This window comes from Myroides odoratimimus (assembly GCF_038039805.1).
Lineage (GTDB): Bacteria > Bacteroidota > Bacteroidia > Flavobacteriales > Flavobacteriaceae > Flavobacterium > Flavobacterium odoratimimum_B.
Genome location: NZ_JBBPHK010000001.1, coordinates 49270 through 66856 on the forward strand (window position 1 = coordinate 49270; position 17587 = coordinate 66856).

Consider the following 17587-nt stretch of genomic DNA (forward strand, 5'->3'; position numbering starts at 1 on the left):
TCTTATTTTGTTTTATCGTTTATCATTTTAGATGTACGGTAAATCAATAAAATGCATACAGCACAAAGCAGGGCTACGATACCAATTAATGCGATTAGACTATCCCCTTGGAATAGGTTATTAAAGTCTAACATTGTGATATTTAATACAATCAATGCAACTACAAATACTATAGCTATGTAACTAAAAATTTTCATTTCGAATGATAAAGAATTTGATTTTACCATCCGAAAGTACAAAAAAACCACCACTAGGACAATCCTTTAACATTACCACTATATATTTTAACAACGAGATATTAAAGTCATAAGTCGTGTTTTTTTACTATTTTTATCAAGAAGTCATCACTATTGTTGAATCTCACCTCATAGATATAAGCGCTACAATGAAATAATGTAAAAAATATTAACAGATAAAATAATAGCGTAATTAACACTATTCTACTGATCTGATACAACTATCTTATATTATGAACTTTATATTCATCCTAAATTACTTAGTGAAAAAGGTTAATCTAAAGGGTAAGTCTCTTTATTACATAAAGATTTGTAATTTTGCAGCCAATTAATTATAATATTCAGATGTTTCAAATAGGAAAAACAATCGTATCAGAAGAAGTTCTAGAGAAAGAATTCGTATGTAACCTTTCGGCTTGTAAGGGAGAGTGCTGTATAGACGGAGATGCAGGAGCACCTGTAGAAGATGATGAAGTAGAGATACTTAAAGCTGTATATGATAAAGTAAAACCTTTCTTACGTCCTGAAGGTATTAAGGCAATAGAAGAACAAGGTACATCTGTATATGGTGATGATGATGAGTACGAAACCCCTCTAATAGAAGGTGGAGAATGTGCTTATGTTATCTACGAGAATGAAATGGCACTATGTGGAATAGAAAAGGCGTATAACGAAGGTCTAATCGACTGGAAAAAGCCGATCTCATGTCATTTATATCCTATACGTATTAAAGAGTTCTCTTCTTTCTCTGCTGTGAACTATCACAAATGGCATATCTGTAGCGATGCTTGTACTCTAGGACAAGAGTTAAGCGTACCTGTATATAAGTTCTTAAAAGCTCCTCTTATCAGAAAATATGGGGAAGACTGGTATAAAGAATTAGAGCTAGTAGCAGAAGAATGGAGTAAGTCAAGAAAATAGATTTATTGAATATAGAGCACTTGTTCTTTATAGTCAATAATTGCATTCCCTTGTAGTAATACATCTGAGCCTATAATACCGTGTACAGTCTTAACGTTATACTCTATTAAGGCAACATTGACATGAGTTAGATCTATAATTACTAGGTTAAAACTCTTGTTCTGCCAACGGCTCATTTGTAAATGATTATGATAGGCTACTTGGGTATGCATTCCATTAGCTCCTGCTCCTGAGGCTTTAGTAGACGAGTTCTCAGGAATAATATTAAAATGATCTATATGACTAAAATCAATACAGCTATTAGAGGCACCTGTATCTAGGATAAAGTCACCTAGTATTCCATTGATTTTAGCTTTGACAAAAAGGTGGTTCGTTTTAGATATTTTAAACTTAACTTTCTTATATCTTCCCTTTTTTAATATATCTTTCATGTTTTCCATCAATCAAATGTAGTTTAAATTCTTTTTAAAAGGTACTTTTGTAACATTAATCTAACATTATAGAAAAATACAATATTAGAATGATATTTACTGATACGCATACACATTTATACTCAGATGCTTTTGCAGATGATCGTAAAGAAACAATAAATCGTGCAATATCTAGTGGGGTTACGCGTTTTTTTATACCAGCGATAGATTCAAGCTATAGCAATGCAATGTTTGAACTAGAGCAAGAGTTCCCTAATAATGTATTTCTTATGATGGGACTGCATCCTACTGATGTAAAACCAGAGACGTATAAAGAGGAATTGGCTTATGTAGAGCGTGAACTAGAACGTCGTACTTATTACGCAGTAGGAGAAATAGGCATTGACTTGTATTGGGATAAAAGTACTTTAGCCATACAACAAGAAGCCTTTCAATACCAAATACAATTGGCAAAAAAATATAAATTGCCTATTAATATTCACTGTCGAGATGCTTTTGACGAGGTGTTTGAAGTACTAGAACGAGAAAAAGGGGATGATCTAAGAGGAATATTCCACTGCTTCACAGGTACTGAAGAGCAAGCGCTAAAAGCTATTTCCTATAACCTAAGGCTAGGTATAGGTGGGGTAGCTACGTTTAAAAATGGTAAAATAGACCAATTTTTAAACAAAATACCGCTGGAGCATATCGTATTAGAAACTGATTCTCCGTACCTTGCACCTGTCCCATTTAGAGGAAAAAGAAATGAAAGTGCATATATCGTAAATATTGCAGAAAAATTAGCCGATATTTACGCGCTGCCTCTAGAAGAGATAGCAAAACAAACTACAGCGAATTCAGTAGCTGTATTTGGAGTTTAAAACACGAAAACAACATAACTTGTTTATAATAATACATTACACTAATGTCTAAGTTTGATTCTATACGCCACTACCACGATCACGAGGTACACGAAGTCTTACAACAGATTTCTAAACACCCAATGATAAAAGCGTTAATGGGATATACTTTTCCTAATAAAACGGAAGAGGAATGGATGAATGCCTTAAAGGAAGTGAAATCTATTCAACAATTTCAAGATGATTTTGCCTACCACTCTATTCAGCGAATCCTAGAGAAAAGCTCTAATGGTTTGACCACTTCGGGGTTTGACAAATTAGATAAAGACACAGCTTATCTATACGTATCTAACCATCGAGATATCCTTATGGATACTTCTCTTCTCAACGTTGCCCTTAAAGACAACAAATTAGTTATGACAGCCTCTGCTATAGGGGATAACCTAGTACAAAAGTCTTTTTTACTAGCACTCGCTAAAGTAAATAGAAACTTCTTAGTTAAACGTGGATTACCACCTAGAGAGCTATTAGAAAGTTCTAAACTAATGTCTGAATATATACAACATCTTTTATTCGAGGAGAACAGATCTGTATGGATAGCACAGAGGGAAGGACGTACTAAGGATGGTAATGACGCAACTCATCAGGGAGTTCTAAAGATGATCGGAATGGCTTCTGATGAGGCTAACTTAATGGACTACTTCAAAAAAGTGAAGATAGTACCTGTATCTATCTCGTATGAGTATGATCCTACGGATGCACTGAAGATGCCTCAGCTATTAGCTAAAGCGAATGATGAAGTATATATCAAAGATAAGAATGAAGACTTTATCAACTTATACAGTGGTATCATCGGTCAAAAACGTGGTATTCATATCCATGTAGGAGATGTTCTAGACCAAGAATTAGATAATATTAAAAACACTGTAGAGAAAACTAATAAACAGATGCAAGCTGTAGCTACAGAAATAGATAAGTCGATTATCGCTAACTACTTCTTATGGCCAACTAACTATATTGCTTATGACATCATGCATAACAGCAATAAGTTCGCTGATAAATATACAGAAAAAGAGAGGCAACTATTCGAAAGACGTCTTGAACTACGCGTAGATAAAGAAAACAAAATAATCGTAGATGGCTTCTTAGCTATGTATGCTAATCCTGTTATTAACAAATTAAAATTGAGTAATGAACAATAGTCCTGCTATTCTTTTAATCTATACTGGTGGAACTATCGGTATGGTAAAAGACTTCAAAACAGGTGCTTTACGTGCTTTCAATTTTGATCAGTTAGTAGAGCGTATACCTGAGTTACACATGCTTGAGTGTTCGATAGAGACCTATTCATTCGAAACACCGATAGACTCTTCTGATATGAGCCCTGCCTTATGGGTGAAGATGGCAAGTGTAGTAGAAGAGAACTATGATAAGTTTGACGGATTCGTTATTCTACACGGTTCTGATACGATGTCATACTCAGCATCTGCACTAAGCTTTATGCTGCAGAACTTGCGCAAACCTGTTGTTCTAACAGGTTCTCAGCTTCCTATTGGAGACTTGCGTACAGATGCAAAAGAAAACCTTATAACGGCTATTCAGGTAGCTGCTGTACAAGAAAACAATACCCCTGTTATTCAAGAGGTATGTTTATACTTTGAATACAAACTATACAGAGGAAATAGGACTTCTAAAGTAAGTGCTGAGTTATTTAATGCGTTTACCTCTCCTAATATTGCTCATTTAGCAGAATCAGGAGTGAACCTGCGTATCAACAAACCTCTACTCAACTATACACATACCCAAGAACCATTACTCGTACACAAAGAGATGTCTAGCAATGTGATGATTCTAAAGATATTCCCTGGTATACAGCAGAATGTCTTAGAGGCTATTCTAAACATTAAAGACCTAGAAGGAATCGTACTTGAGACTTATGGTGCTGGTAATGCTCCTACTGAAGCATGGTTCTTAACAACATTAGGACAAGCTATTAAAAAGGGACTTAAAGTGATTAACGTTACTCAGTGTTCTAGTGGTAGTGTACATATGGGGAAATATGAGACAAGTACAGAGCTAAAAGAAATAGGTGTTATATCTGGTAAAGATATCACCACAGAGGCTGCCATCACTAAGCTGATGTTCTTACTCAAACAAAAAGGCTTAACAGACTTTAAAACTGCTTTCGAGACTCCTATCTGTGGAGAGATGGAAGAATAACAATACTAAAAGCTCTTGGAACTACTCTAAGAGCTTTTTTATTTTACGTCATTAAGTCTTCAACCGAATTATTTGCACCAATAAAAAAAGCAGCTTATCACATTGGACAAACTGCTTTTAAACTAAAATCGATAACTAAATAACTAACTTTTTACACAAAAAAGTTGTACTATTATACATTACTAGTAGTCTATTGCTACTCTCTCTGTTACTACTGATTTAATAAAATCTACTACTTTTAGATGCTCAGGATGTTTTGCATAAACATCTAAATCTTGAAGGTTCTTAAATGTCGTATGTAAAATCACTTCGAAGTTTTTAGGATCTGCTTGAGGATCATTAAATGATACAGCTATAGATTCTAGCACCTCTATCTTTCCTTTTAAATCTTCTAATAGTCGTTTTATTTCTAATTTATTGGCTTCTTTATTTTCATCTTTCAGCCTCCACATCACTATATGTGTAATCATAATGTCTATTTTTTATTGCACTAACAAGTTAATCAAAACTGCTTTATTTCAAGCACGATCTACTTATTTTTTCAATTTATCTTTGATGCGATTAGCCTCTGCTATAAAACCAGCCAATCCCTTAGTATCTCCTGCTTCTAAATATGTTTTGAACTGAGTTAGCTTTTCTAAATACGTATCTAAAATAGGCAATACATGCTCCGCATTCTGTTCAAAAATAGGCAACCACATATCCACAGAACTCTTTGCCAATCGAACTGTAGAGGCAAATCCTCCTGCCGCTAAATTAAAGATAGCTGTATCGTCTTTCTCTTTGTCTAAGACCGCTACTGCAAGTGCGTAAGATATAGCATGAGACAGATGAGAGACATATCCCACATGTTCATCATGCGAGTCAGCATCCATTAAGATCATACGCATCTCTAAGTGATAATATAATTCAGAGATTGCATTTAATGCTTTAGGATTAGACTTTTCAGGGTTGCAGATGATCGCTACCCTATCTTTAAACAATCCTTTAAATGCAGCTTCAGGCCCACTAAACTCTGTACCAGCCATCGGATGAGTTGCTACAAATTGTCCTCTTCTGCTATGCCCTTCTATCTCTTTTTCTAACAAAGACTTTGTAGATCCTACGTCCATTACATACTGTCCATCTCCTACTCTGTCTAACACATACGACACCAGTTTTACACTGGCGTTCACTGGCGTTGCTATAATGATAATATCTGATTGTTCTATTAATACATCTAGTTCTACAATCTCATCTGCGATACGCAGTTCTAATGCCTTACTAGCATTGCGCTCAGATAAATCTGAAGCCAATACTTTAGTCACAAATCCTTTTTCTTTAAGATCTAAAACGATAGACCCTCCAATTAGTCCTACACCTACTAACCCTACTATTTTTGCCATATTACGTCTATTATGATAAACAAAGCTATAAATACCTACTCTGTTTCAGCATAATTTCTTCTCTTTTTTTTAAACTTTTCGTTCCTTTGTTCTCATCTGTGTTTAATCAACATCTAAACTAACTAATCTTTATAACCAACACTGAGAACAATATCACTATCGTTATAACATAGATGTAGGACACACAAAATCTGTATGATCTAAAGTACTTTCTTTGCTTATTGCATTATATCCCCCTAATACATCCACCAGATTAGTAATTCCATACTTATATAATATCGATGCTGCCATCATACTTCTATATCCTCCAGCACAGTAGATGATATACTTCTTTTCTCTTGATATCGCATCTATTTTTTCTTCTAATACATTCAGAGGAATACTTAATGAATCCTCTAGATGTTCTGACTTAAACTCATTTATTTTACGCACATCTAACAGTACTCCTTTATCCTCTAGATAGAGTCTATCCATCTCTTGAGGCGTTATACGAGTAATAGTTTGAATAGGTTCATTTGCTCTTTTCCATGCCTCGATTCCTCCTTCTAGGTATCCTATAGCATTATCATACCCCACACGTGATAGACGGATTATACTCTCCTCTTCTTTGCCTGGTTCAGTGATTAGAACAATAGGTGCCTTTATATCTTTTATCAATTCGCCAACCCAAACAGCAAATTGTCCATTTAGCCCGATATTAATACTACTAGGTACAAAGCCTTCTGAGAACGCCTGTGGCATACGTGTATCTAATAGAATAACTTCCTTCTTCATCATTTGTTTCTTCACATCATCTACACTCATCGGTTTTTTACCTCTATCTAAGATACTATCTAGTTGCTCATATCCTGTAATGTTCATCAGCACATTCTTAGGAAAATACTGAGGTGGTGTTGCTAATCCTGTCAATAGTTCTACTACGAACTCATCTTCTGTCATATCAGCGCGTAGTGCATAGTTAGTCTTCTTCTGATTACCTAAGGTATCCACAGTCTCCTTACTCATATTTTTACCACATGCAGATCCTGCACCATGATTAGGATACACGATTACATCATCAGGTAATACCATGATTTTGTTACGAAGAGATTGGAATAAATGCCTAGCCAAAATTTCTTCTGTAATCTCAGATTTTACTAATTGTACTAAATCTGGACGACCTACATCTCCGATGAATAGTGTATCACCACTAATGATCGCATGCTCTTTTCCTTCTTCATCTATAATAAGATAAGTACTACTCTCCATAGTATGCCCAGGAGTATGCAATACTTTTATCTGAATGTTCCCCAGCTTAAACACTTGATTATCTTCTGCTATAATAGCTTCATAACTAGGCGCAGCAGTAGGCCCGAAGACTATCTTAGCTCCTGTCTTCTCCATAATATCTAAATGCCCACTCACAAAATCTGCATGAAAGTGTGTCTCGAATACATACTTAATGACTGCATCATCACTTTTAGCTCTTTCTAGATAAGGTTCTACATCTCGGAGAGGATCGAATATTGCCGCCTCACCATTACTCTCTACATAATAAGCAGCATGTGCAATACAGCCTGTATATATCTGTTCTATTTTCATATCTAAACTTTTTTTCGAGATTAAAAGTACTATTGATCACTTAGTAAAAAAATGACAAATATCATAGTTACAAACAATTACAAATAAAAATAATAGAACAACATCCTTTAGTAAACAAAAAGCACTCCATAGAGTGCTTTTTTATTTCTTATACGAAACCTTCTTTTAATACCAGCTGTATTAGATTAGCGGTATCTGATACTTCGAAGACATGCTTCATCTTTGCCAATCTTTTTTTAATTGCAGGATTAGAAAGAGGAATATGATTTTCTAATTCTTGTAATTTATATCCTTTAGATAACAACACTAGAATCTCTCTATTATAGTCATCATACATTACTTCCTTTCTTACTATCTCATTTAGACAATGCTTCACGATATCACTTTGATAGCGATCTCCTATCAATACCCGTTTTACAATATCTAATAAGTTATCAGGTGTAATCTCATGTTTACTTACTAGACCATCTGGTCTAATGTTTTTAACGATATTATATATTGTAATCACTTCTGTATGACCAGTCAGAATGATAGTCTTACAGTAAGGCATTACTTTCTTTATATAAGCAACTATATCCCCGCCATCTCGCAATAGTGCCCCTTCCTTACTCGGTAAGGAAAAATCAACAATAGCAAGGTCAAATAAATCCGCGCGTTCAACAGCAGCATCTATTGTTTCTTTAGCAGTCAAACAGTCAAATGCTTTTTCAAAGACAACCTCTCCAAGTTCTAATTTATCCTTAGAAAGAGCCAATACGTATCCTTCTACTATAAGAGGATGGTCATCTACTAACAGTATTCTGCGCATAATAATCGAATTTTGGGAATCATACTACAAATTTAAACATTAAACTAGTATAAAAAGACTTATTTATGATAAGTTAAAACTTTTTATACACAAATTATCAACAATTTACATAAAAATACAATACAATAAGCCTTTACAAACAAAAAAAGCACCAAGTATACTACTCAGTGCTTTCTATATCTATGTTTTAATGGACTACACCAGCTTATTCGCAACTAAATACTCCGCAATTTGTACCGTATTAGTAGCAGCTCCTTTTCTAAGGTTATCAGCTACGATCCACATATTCACTGTATTCTTCTGACTCTCGTCTCTTCTGATACGCCCTACAAATACATCATCTTTTCCTTCTGCGTATAACGGCATTGGATAAGTATTCGTATCTGTATTATCTTGTACAGTGATACCTGGAGTTTGGTGAAGAATCTGTCTAACATCTCCTAAGTCAAAATCCTTTTCGAACTCTATATTCACAGTTTCACTATGTCCTCCCACTACAGGGATACGCACAGCAGTAGCTGTCACTAGCACAGTATCATCTCTAAGTATCTTCTTCGTCTCTTTCACTAATTTCATTTCCTCTTTCGTGTATCCATTATCTTCGAACACATCACAGTGAGGAATAGCATTGCGGTGTATAGGATAGTTATAAGCCATATCCCCTTTCACATCTTTATACTCATTCTCTAACTGTCTTACAGCTTTCACTCCTGTACCAGTAATAGACTGATACGTAGAAACTACCACCCTCTTAATCCCGTATTGTTTGTGTAAAGGAGATAATGCCATTACTAACTGAATAGTAGAACAGTTAGGGTTAGCAATAATTTTATCTTCTTTAGTCAAAGAATCAGCATTAATCTCAGGTACGATTAATTTCTTAGTGGGATCCATTCTCCATGCCGAAGAATTATCTATTACTGTAGTACCTACCTCAGCGAACTTCGGTGCACACTCTAGGGAAATACTTCCTCCTGCTGAAAATAAAGCAATATCCGGCTTCATCATAACAGCCTCTTCCATGGACTTTATGGTGTACTTCTTACCCTTAAATTCCACTTCCTTACCTACAGACTTCTCAGAAGCCACAGGAATTAATTCTGTTACAGGAAAATTTCTCTCCGCTAATACTTTTAGCATGATTTCACCTACCATACCGGTAGCGCCTACTACTGCGATTTTCATCTTTTATAAAATTAGGATTAATAAATAGTTTTAATCAAGGATAAAAATAACACTTTATTCAATTACCAAGACAACTGTAGGTCTTTTATTTGCAATTGAATAGTAGTTTTATTTCTCCAGTTGTTCTCTTCGATAGAATAAATGATGTCTACGTGTTGCTTATCTTTTACATACTCATACTGAGCACCTAGGTTAAAACCTATAGCACTGAACTTATAACCTGGGTTTCTTCTCTGTTTAAAACTTACTTTTAGATGTTCTCCTTTTGCTCCTGCTAATTTTGCATATCCTGTATCAAAAACTTCTTTCGTCAAAAAACAAGGACTAGGATTACCAGGACCAAATGGTTCAAACTGTTTTAAAATTCGTAGAAACTTATCTGTTATCTCTGAAAACTGGATCTTAGCATCGATCTCGATTTCGGGTATAAGGTCTGTCTCTTGAATCGTATTAGACACTACTTCTTCAAACTTCTGTCTAAAGGCATCTAGATTTTCTCTTTTTATCGTCAGTCCCGCAGCATACATATGCCCACCGAACTGAATAAGATACTCAGAACACGCCTCTAGAGCCTGATAGATATCAAAGTTCTTAACAGAGCGTGCAGAAGCAGCTAGGTAATCTCCACTATCTGTAAATACGATAGTAGGTCTGTAATAGGTATCTATAAGACGAGACGCCACGATACCGATCACCCCCTTATGCCATGATGGACTGTACACCACCGTACTCTTCGAGTTTATTAATTTATGATCGATTATCTGTTTAAGCGCTTCTTCCGTAATTCCTTGATCTAGAGATTTTCGCTCTTCATTGATGTTTACGATTTTTTCGACTGTTTTATTTGCCCCTTCTTCTGTTGCTTCTGTCAATAAATACACGGTAAAGTTGCCGTGTTCTATTCTCCCTGCAGCATTGATTTTAGGAGCCAACTTAAATACAATATCACTCATCGTATACGTCTCTAAGTCATATAATTTCATTAATGCCTTAATACCTGGACGAGGAGTCTTATTAATCACCTTAAGTCCGTAGTACGCTAGCACTCTGTTCTCTCCTGTAATAGGTACTACATCTGCAGCTATAGCAGTAGCTACTAGATCTAGATAAGGTTCTATAGAAGAGAAAGGATGTTCCTGAACTGTGTTTAATGCCTGAATTAACTTAAACCCCACACCACATCCACATAACTCTTTATAAGGATATAGGCAGTCTACTCGTTTAGGGTCTAATACAGCTACTGCATCAGGAATAGTCTCACCAGGTAAGTGATGATCACATATTATAAAATCAACACCTTTCTCTTTAGCATACTGAATATGTTCAATAGATTTAATACCACAGTCTAGAGCTATGATTAGGTGAATACCTTGTGTTATAGCATAGTCTATCCCTTGATAAGAGATACCATACCCCTCATTATATCTATCTGGTATATAAGTATCTACCTGAGCACCTAAGCTCTTTAAATATGAATACATTAAGGCAACAGAAGTAGTTCCATCCACATCATAATCTCCGAAAACCAAGATAGATTCTCGATTCTTTATCGCGTTTAGAATGCGATGGACAGCCTCTGTCATATCTGCCATCAGAAAGGGATCGTGCAAATCTTCTAAAGAAGGTCTAAAGAATTTCTTAGCAGCTTCGAAGGTATCTATCCCACGCTGTGCTAATAATCTCCCTACTATAGGATCTACACCTAAAACTTCTTGTAAATGAGCAACTATTTTTTCATCTGGATCTTGTTTTAAATACCAGCGCATTAATTACTCTTTATGATAATGAATACTAGTTTTAACTTCAGCAAATTCTTTAAACATATCCATTACACCGCAATACTTCTCTATAGATAAATCTACTGCTTTTTTTAGCTTCGCTTCATCTAGATTAGCACCGTAGAAGTGATATTCTACTATCACAGTATGATAGGTCGCCGGATCTGTATCTGTAAGTAATCCTTCTGTCTCTATTTTAAAATCAGCAACCTCTAATCTCATTTTCTTAATCAGTGATGCTACATCTAATCCTGAACATCCTGCTAAAGCAGACAACATTAATGCTTTAGGTCTTAGACCTTTATTATCTCCTCCATTTTCAGGGCCTGCATCTATTCTAATCGTTCCTCCACTTGGATTAGTTGATTCGAATTGCATGTTTTCTATCCAACTTGTAGTTACTTTATGTGACATAATGTTCTGTTTTTATCAAATGTATCAAAAAAAAATCAATGTTCACTATTTAAAGAAGATGCAAAAAGAGAATCTGATGCTCAACCCTATTCTTACCATCTTGTACAGCCTAACTATTATCCTAATCACAAAAATATTCGCTAAACATACAATCTCTATACATCACTTCTCTAAAAACAGGACGATATATACACAACTACATCAAACATAAGTCTATAAACAGTCCTTTATATGTACATTCCTTTTTTTAGTCTAAAACACTTTATTTGACTAAATATCCTCTTTTACAATCTGGAAAGAAGCTTTTTCGTTTAATACAATACCTTTTTTGCGCTATTTTTAATCAAAATACTTACTGTAAAGCTGTATTTAGGTTAAAAGTCGTAAAAAAAACCTCACTTTTTTCACACCTCATATTGCGAATAAAAACAATTATCACACTAATAATCAGCACATTATTACAAAACTAAATCATAAGATCATCTAGAGCCTATTATCTGCTAAGCCACTGAACATGGGGGTTATTAGCGTTCTCTTCAACACTTCTTCAACATTTCCCCAAGATTACTCTACTTAGAAGCCTCTTTCTTGAAGAACTGTTGAAGTACTCTTGTAGAGGTATTGAAGAAGTCGCTCCTTCTAATCAAAAAACGTACTAATAGACTAAATGTCCAACAGAACAGATCGCTCAATTTTAAGTAAAAAAATGCCCATAACAATCTGCTATGGGCTTCTCTCTATACTGTACTAGCCTATCTGGCTAAGATAACTATTTATTTCTTATTTATTTTTTCCAGCTACGATCACTACGATCTCTCCTTTAGGAGGCTTCGCTTCGAAGTGAGCTAACACTTCTACCACTGTACCTCTTACGGTCTCTTCATGTAGTTTAGACAATTCTCTAGAGACAGAAACTTGTCTATCTTCTCCGAAGTATTCTTTAAACTCTCCTAAAGTCTTTACTAACTTATGAGGAGATACATAAAGGATCATCGTTCTGGTCTCTTCTGCTAGAATTAAATATCTCGTCTGTCTTCCTTTCTTATCAGGTAAAAACCCTTCAAAAACAAACTTATCATTTGGCAAACCACTATTCACTAATGCAGGGACGAATGCTGTTGCTCCTGGTAGACACTCTACTTCTACACCCTGCTCTACACACGCACGTGTCAATAAAAATCCTGGATCAGAGATAGCCGGTGTACCTGCATCTGATATCAGTGCGAAGGTCTCTCCTGCTTGCATTCTCTTTACTAATCCTTCTACAGTCTTATGCTCATTATGCATATGATGACTAAACATCGGTGTAGAGATTTCAAAATGCTTTAATAGTTTTCCACTATTACGTGTGTCTTCTGCTAAGATATAATCTACTTCTTGCAATACTTTTATTGCGCGATACGTCATATCTTCTAAATTTCCAATTGGTGTAGGTACCAAGTAAAGTTTCCCCATAATTATATAAAACGTTTTTCTACTAACGTCATAAAGCGTTCTTCGTATTCTTCTTTTCCTTCCCAGTTATTGTATTCTGGTTTTACTAAATGGTCTATTAAGCTATTTGCCTCATCAAAAGAGCTCACGGTATTTAACTGTGACAATACTCTATTAAAGTCTTCTGCACTTCCGTTAAACAAATGTCTTTCGAAAGCTATACGGTCATTCAAGCCTACTACGATAGTAGAACTATAAATATCATTAATAGACTTAGGCTTATTGATCTTTGGTTCGCGTACAGAAGTATGCTCTACATTAAATAGTGTACTCTGTGGCACAGGAGTTTCCACAGTTGGCTCTATGTGTTGTTCTACAGGAGCGATAGGTTCTGGCTGTGTAAAGCTAGCTTCTACAACAGGTTCCTTAGGCACAAACTCTGTGTCAAACTTCTGTACCTCTTGTTTATCAACATCCTCTACTCTGACAAATTCTACATCACTGAAGTCGAATCCAAAGAAAGGATCATCTGTATTCGGTTTGTTCTCTGTTACTGTTTTTACTTCCTCTTCTACTTTATAGTTAGCAGTAATGGTAGTTTCTTCTAGTGTATCTTCTATTTTAGCAGGAGCGAATTGTTCGTTTATATTTACTAATGCCTCCTCAATGCTCTCCTCTTTAGCAGCTTCTACAGTAGAAGGTATAGGAGTCTCTATTACCTCCTCTTTTACCACAACTTCTTCTTCGTAGAAAGTAGTTACCTCCACATCATCGTTATCCTCTTCTTCCTCTTCCTCTACTACTGGTATTTCTGCTGTGGTATGCGCTACTACTTCTTGTTCTACCACAGGATTTTCTACTGCTGTATTAGCTATTACCTCACGTTCATCTAGCGGCTTTAGCATAGCCTCATGCTGATCCAGATAATGGTGAAGCTGAGCATCATCAGCTTCATTTGCACTATCATCTATATAAACCTCTGTAATAAAAGGTTCGTCATACATGACTTTTTTCTGAGCGACAGGAGCTTCCTCTACTACTTCTGGTGCTATTTTACTCACTTTATCTGCAAGAAGGCTTTCGTCTATAGTATTGATGGCTTCTTTTTCAGTTTCTGCAACGATAGGATATTCTTCTTCCACTAGATCTATAGGCATCTGGTGACGAACTACCTCATCCACAGTATTTGAATTCGAATAGTTAATAGCCATCGCTTTTAAAGCATTGTCCAATTGTTCAGGAGAAACATCTTTCATTAATCCTGCTTCAAAATGATCTTGATAGAATTTTAAAATGGTAAGCTTCTCATATAATTCTTTAGCTTCTCTATATAAACTATCTACTTCCTTGTCTTTCAATTGTAATACACGATGAGCCAGACTTAACAACTCTCCTTCTAAGACTTTCTTCATAACTTTTATTTTGCATTAGTAAATTGACGAGCTTTTTTTGATAAATTTGCTCAATACAAAAATAACAGAAAAAACCGCTGGTTTCAGCTTGAAATTTACAAAATGTTTCTCGAAAATCCCGTTAATAACAAAGAACAATTTGGTTGGATCGAAGTTATCTGTGGTTCTATGTTCTCTGGTAAGACTGAAGAACTGATTCGCAGACTGAAAAGAGCCAAATTTGCCAAACAAAAAGTCGAAATTTTTAAACCTGCTATCGATACAAGATATCACGATGAATTCGTCGTATCTCATGATTCTAATGAGATTAGGTCTACACCTGTGCCTTCTGCAGCACATATCAGATTATTAGCTGATGGATGTGATGTGGTAGGAATAGATGAAGCTCAATTCTTCGATGAAGAAATTGTCAGGGTGTGTAATGACCTTGCCAACTCAGGCATCAGAGTGATCGTAGCTGGATTAGATATGGACTTTAAAGGAAATCCTTTTGGCCCAATGCCTTATTTAATGGCTACTGCAGAGTATGTAACTAAAGTACATGCTATCTGTACTAGATCAGGAAATCTAGCTAATTATAGCTTCAGAAAGGCTGCTAGTGAGGATATCGTCATGCTAGGAGAAACACAAGAATATGAGCCGCTGAGTAGAGCAGCTTACTTCAATGCGCTAAGAGGTATAGATATATCAAAATCAGAAAAACAAAATACAATACCACCAGAACAAATAGAATAATACTTTAACGACCACCACACTTATGAAAAAAATAGCTCAAATCTATATCGACTCTTACAAAGGTTTATCATCAGCATCATGGATGCTAGCAATTGTAATGTTAATCAATAGATCGGGGTCTATGGTATTGCCATTCTTAGGTGTGTATATGACGAAAGAACTTCACTTTAGTCAAGAACAGACAGGATATGTATTAGCTTGTTTTGGGGTTGGTTCTATTATAGGGACTACCGTAGGTGGATGGGTGACCGATAAGATAGGTAACTATAAAGTACAGTACTTAAGCTTACTTGGTAGCATACCTGTATTCATCATGTTACCACACTTCACGTCTGTAGTCAGTCTAGCACTGATGATGTTATTACAGAGTGCTGTCAGCGAAATGTTTAGACCGGCAAACTCTGTAGCCATCACCATGTATGCAAAACCAGAGAATATCACACGTGCCTTCTCTCTAAATAGAATGGCAGTGAACTTAGGATTCTCTATTGGTCCAGCTATGGGAGGTATTCTAGCTGCGATCTCGTATGCGTTATTATTCTACGTGAATGCTACTGCTGCGTTTCTAGCCGCTGTCGTGTTCATCTACTTCTTTAGAAATAGAAAGACAAACAAAGAATTATTATTAGAACAAGAAGATATCACTGAGTTAAACGAGGTAGAGGATGTGTCTAATAAGTCTCCATATAAGGATAAGATGTTCTTAATATACAGTGTATTCTGTACGTTATACTCTATCGCATTCTTACAGCTATTAAGTACACTACCTATATTCTATGAGAAAGCTGTAGGGCTAGATGAAGTAGAGATAGGGCTTATCTTAGGATACAGTGGTCTATTAATCTTCTTAACAGAGATGCTATTAGTGCATGTAGCAGAGAAATACTTTACGATCAGACAGACTATCTTCTACGGGGTAATGATAAGTGCTTTAGGGTATGGTATGCTTGCCTTTGACTATAGTTATATCGCTATCTATATATCGATGACTATCTTATGTGTATCTGAGATGCTAGCGATGCCATTTACCTCTACAGTGACGGCTATGCGCGCTGGTAGTAAGAATAAAGGTGCATATATGGGAGTGAATGGGCTAACCTTCGCTATCGGATTTATTATCTCACCTATCCTGGGGACAAAAGTAGCTTCTACTCTAGGGTATGATATCTTATGGCTAGGCACAGCTGCCTTAGTCATCATAGCGGCACTAGGTCTGAACTACTCAGTCAAAAAAATGGCTGAGGAATAAACGTTATAGTTTCTTCTCCATTTTTAAGAATGTGTACAGTCCACCATTAGTATGGTTCTCAAATTCACCTACACTAGAATACCCAAGATTTTGATAGAAGTCAACTCCTAAGGTATTAAACTTCGCTACAGCTACAGTTATTTTCTCCACAGCTTTTCGCTCGTGTAGAGCTTCTTCTGCATATTGTATGATTTCCTTACCATACCCTTTATTAAGATGGATAGGGTTAATTCCTAATACGATTTCTGCTGTATTATTGTCTACTAAATCGTAATAAAAATAAGCTATAATATCCTTCTCTCTTGGTGTACGTACACTGAAGGTATTCTGGCCTCTCACGTTCTCATCTAAAAAATCATGTAAATCCTCTAAATCTGAAGTCATATTATAAAAGCTTAATATTCCTTCATACTTCCAATTATAAGCTATTTCTATGGCCTCCTCTTGTGTTAGGACTTCAAAAAATAAAACTTTCTCTTTCATTATTCAAAATATGTTAAAAAACCTTTCTTATTTAACAACTGCGCTATAAAGTTCTATAGAAACAAATATATTTGTGACTAGATGAATCATTACAACAGACATATAGCCTGGCTACTCATTATCATTTTTGCCTTATTTGGCGCAGAGAAGATTAACTTCTCTGTGGAACAGACCTGTGACAAAAAGTTAATGTATTGCCCTACTGCTAATATGTATGTGTATACTGTGTATAAAAACACTTCGCGTTCGTCTAATCCTGATACAAAGGATACTGATACACATAAAGTAACTACGATAGCTTGTGAAACTTTCTTTATCAATCAAATAGAATCAGCAATCTATACGAAACAAAAAGTTACTTATAATTACAGTCCTTTTTATTATAAACATGTCATCCATTCAACACCATATATACCCTTAGTAGATCCCCCTCCTATAGTATAGTGTTCTTTATTCTTATATCTAGCTTACTACAC

The 17587-nt window shown here is 35.5% G+C and carries 19 protein-coding genes; 7 read left to right on the forward strand and 12 right to left on the reverse strand.

What is annotated here, in order from left to right; genetic code table 11:
- Positions 1-2: 2 nt before the first annotated feature.
- Positions 3-197, reverse strand: coding sequence for a hypothetical protein (locus AABL85_RS00215; RefSeq protein WP_286414644.1), 195 nt, complete (start codon positions 195-197; stop codon positions 3-5).
- A 384-nt stretch (positions 198-581) separates the two neighbouring features.
- Between AABL85_RS00215 and AABL85_RS00220 the strand changes: the two genes are divergently transcribed.
- On the forward strand, positions 582-1157 hold the full coding sequence (locus AABL85_RS00220) for a DUF3109 family protein (RefSeq protein ID WP_286414645.1): 576 nt from the start codon (positions 582-584) through the stop codon (positions 1155-1157).
- 2 nt (positions 1158-1159) lie between these two features.
- Here the strand turns inward: AABL85_RS00220 and AABL85_RS00225 are convergent, their stop codons facing one another.
- Entirely contained in the window at positions 1160-1597 is a 438-nt protein-coding gene (locus AABL85_RS00225) for a retropepsin-like aspartic protease (protein ID WP_341308788.1), read from the reverse strand.
- Between the two features lie 80 nt (positions 1598-1677).
- Between AABL85_RS00225 and AABL85_RS00230 the strand changes: the two genes are divergently transcribed.
- The 3 genes from AABL85_RS00230 to AABL85_RS00240 are packed head-to-tail and all read left to right on the forward strand — an operon-like array spanning position 1678 to position 4647.
- On the forward strand, positions 1678-2448 hold the full coding sequence (locus tag AABL85_RS00230) for a TatD family hydrolase (RefSeq protein WP_286414648.1): 771 nt from the start codon (positions 1678-1680) through the stop codon (positions 2446-2448).
- 44 nt (positions 2449-2492) lie between these two features.
- The gene (locus AABL85_RS00235; RefSeq protein WP_286414649.1) at positions 2493-3629 is read left to right on the forward strand and encodes a 1-acyl-sn-glycerol-3-phosphate acyltransferase; all 1137 of its coding nucleotides are present in this window, start codon (positions 2493-2495) and stop codon (positions 3627-3629) included.
- Positions 3619-4647, forward strand: a complete 1029-nt coding sequence (locus AABL85_RS00240) for an asparaginase (protein ID WP_286414650.1) — start codon at positions 3619-3621, stop codon at positions 4645-4647. The genes AABL85_RS00235 and AABL85_RS00240 overlap by 11 nt, the downstream gene beginning before the upstream one ends.
- Before the next feature lie 182 nt (positions 4648-4829).
- Here AABL85_RS00240 and AABL85_RS00245 read toward each other — a convergent pair whose 3' ends face one another.
- The 9 genes from AABL85_RS00245 to AABL85_RS00285 form a co-directional block, all read right to left on the reverse strand.
- Positions 4830-5117: a Dabb family protein gene (locus tag AABL85_RS00245; RefSeq protein WP_286414652.1), complete on the reverse strand. Its 288-nt coding sequence runs from the start codon at positions 5115-5117 to the stop codon at positions 4830-4832.
- 63 nt (positions 5118-5180) lie between these two features.
- Positions 5181-6032: a prephenate dehydrogenase gene (locus AABL85_RS00250; protein ID WP_286414653.1), complete on the reverse strand. Its 852-nt coding sequence runs from the start codon at positions 6030-6032 to the stop codon at positions 5181-5183.
- Positions 6033-6194: 162 nt separating this feature from the next.
- On the reverse strand, positions 6195-7613 hold the full coding sequence (locus AABL85_RS00255; protein WP_341308789.1) for an MBL fold metallo-hydrolase: 1419 nt from the start codon (positions 7611-7613) through the stop codon (positions 6195-6197).
- 148 nt (positions 7614-7761) lie between these two features.
- Complete coding sequence (locus AABL85_RS00260; RefSeq protein WP_286414656.1) at positions 7762-8421, reverse strand: response regulator; 660 nt, start codon at positions 8419-8421, stop codon at positions 7762-7764.
- A 195-nt stretch (positions 8422-8616) separates the two neighbouring features.
- Complete coding sequence (locus AABL85_RS00265; protein ID WP_286414658.1) at positions 8617-9606, reverse strand: aspartate-semialdehyde dehydrogenase; 990 nt, start codon at positions 9604-9606, stop codon at positions 8617-8619.
- Positions 9607-9668: 62 nt separating this feature from the next.
- Positions 9669-11372, reverse strand: coding sequence for a single-stranded-DNA-specific exonuclease RecJ (gene recJ, locus AABL85_RS00270; protein WP_341308790.1), 1704 nt, complete (start codon positions 11370-11372; stop codon positions 9669-9671).
- A 3-nt stretch (positions 11373-11375) separates the two neighbouring features.
- A complete protein-coding gene (locus tag AABL85_RS00275; RefSeq protein ID WP_341308791.1) occupies positions 11376-11798 on the reverse strand; it encodes an OsmC family protein in 423 nt (140 codons plus the stop codon).
- Between the two features lie 780 nt (positions 11799-12578).
- Positions 12579-13253, reverse strand: a complete 675-nt coding sequence (gene rsmI, locus AABL85_RS00280; protein ID WP_286414664.1) for a 16S rRNA (cytidine(1402)-2'-O)-methyltransferase — start codon at positions 13251-13253, stop codon at positions 12579-12581.
- Positions 13254-13255: 2 nt separating this feature from the next.
- Complete coding sequence (locus AABL85_RS00285) at positions 13256-14644, reverse strand: hypothetical protein (RefSeq protein WP_341308792.1); 1389 nt, start codon at positions 14642-14644, stop codon at positions 13256-13258.
- Between the two features lie 102 nt (positions 14645-14746).
- On the opposite strand from AABL85_RS00285, the gene AABL85_RS00290 reads away from it, so the two are divergent.
- Together AABL85_RS00290 and AABL85_RS00295 are read left to right on the forward strand one after the other, a co-directional pair.
- Entirely contained in the window at positions 14747-15379 is a 633-nt protein-coding gene (locus tag AABL85_RS00290; RefSeq protein ID WP_341308793.1) for a thymidine kinase, read from the forward strand.
- 22 nt (positions 15380-15401) lie between these two features.
- Entirely contained in the window at positions 15402-16628 is a 1227-nt protein-coding gene (locus AABL85_RS00295; RefSeq protein WP_286414668.1) for an MDR family MFS transporter, read from the forward strand.
- Between the two features lie 3 nt (positions 16629-16631).
- Here the strand turns inward: AABL85_RS00295 and AABL85_RS00300 are convergent, their stop codons facing one another.
- Complete coding sequence (locus AABL85_RS00300; protein ID WP_341308794.1) at positions 16632-17111, reverse strand: GNAT family N-acetyltransferase; 480 nt, start codon at positions 17109-17111, stop codon at positions 16632-16634.
- 81 nt (positions 17112-17192) lie between these two features.
- Here AABL85_RS00300 and AABL85_RS00305 point away from each other — a divergent pair, with 81 nt between their 5' ends.
- On the forward strand, positions 17193-17555 hold the full coding sequence (locus tag AABL85_RS00305) for a hypothetical protein (protein WP_286414672.1): 363 nt from the start codon (positions 17193-17195) through the stop codon (positions 17553-17555).
- Positions 17556-17587: the final 32 nt, after the last annotated feature.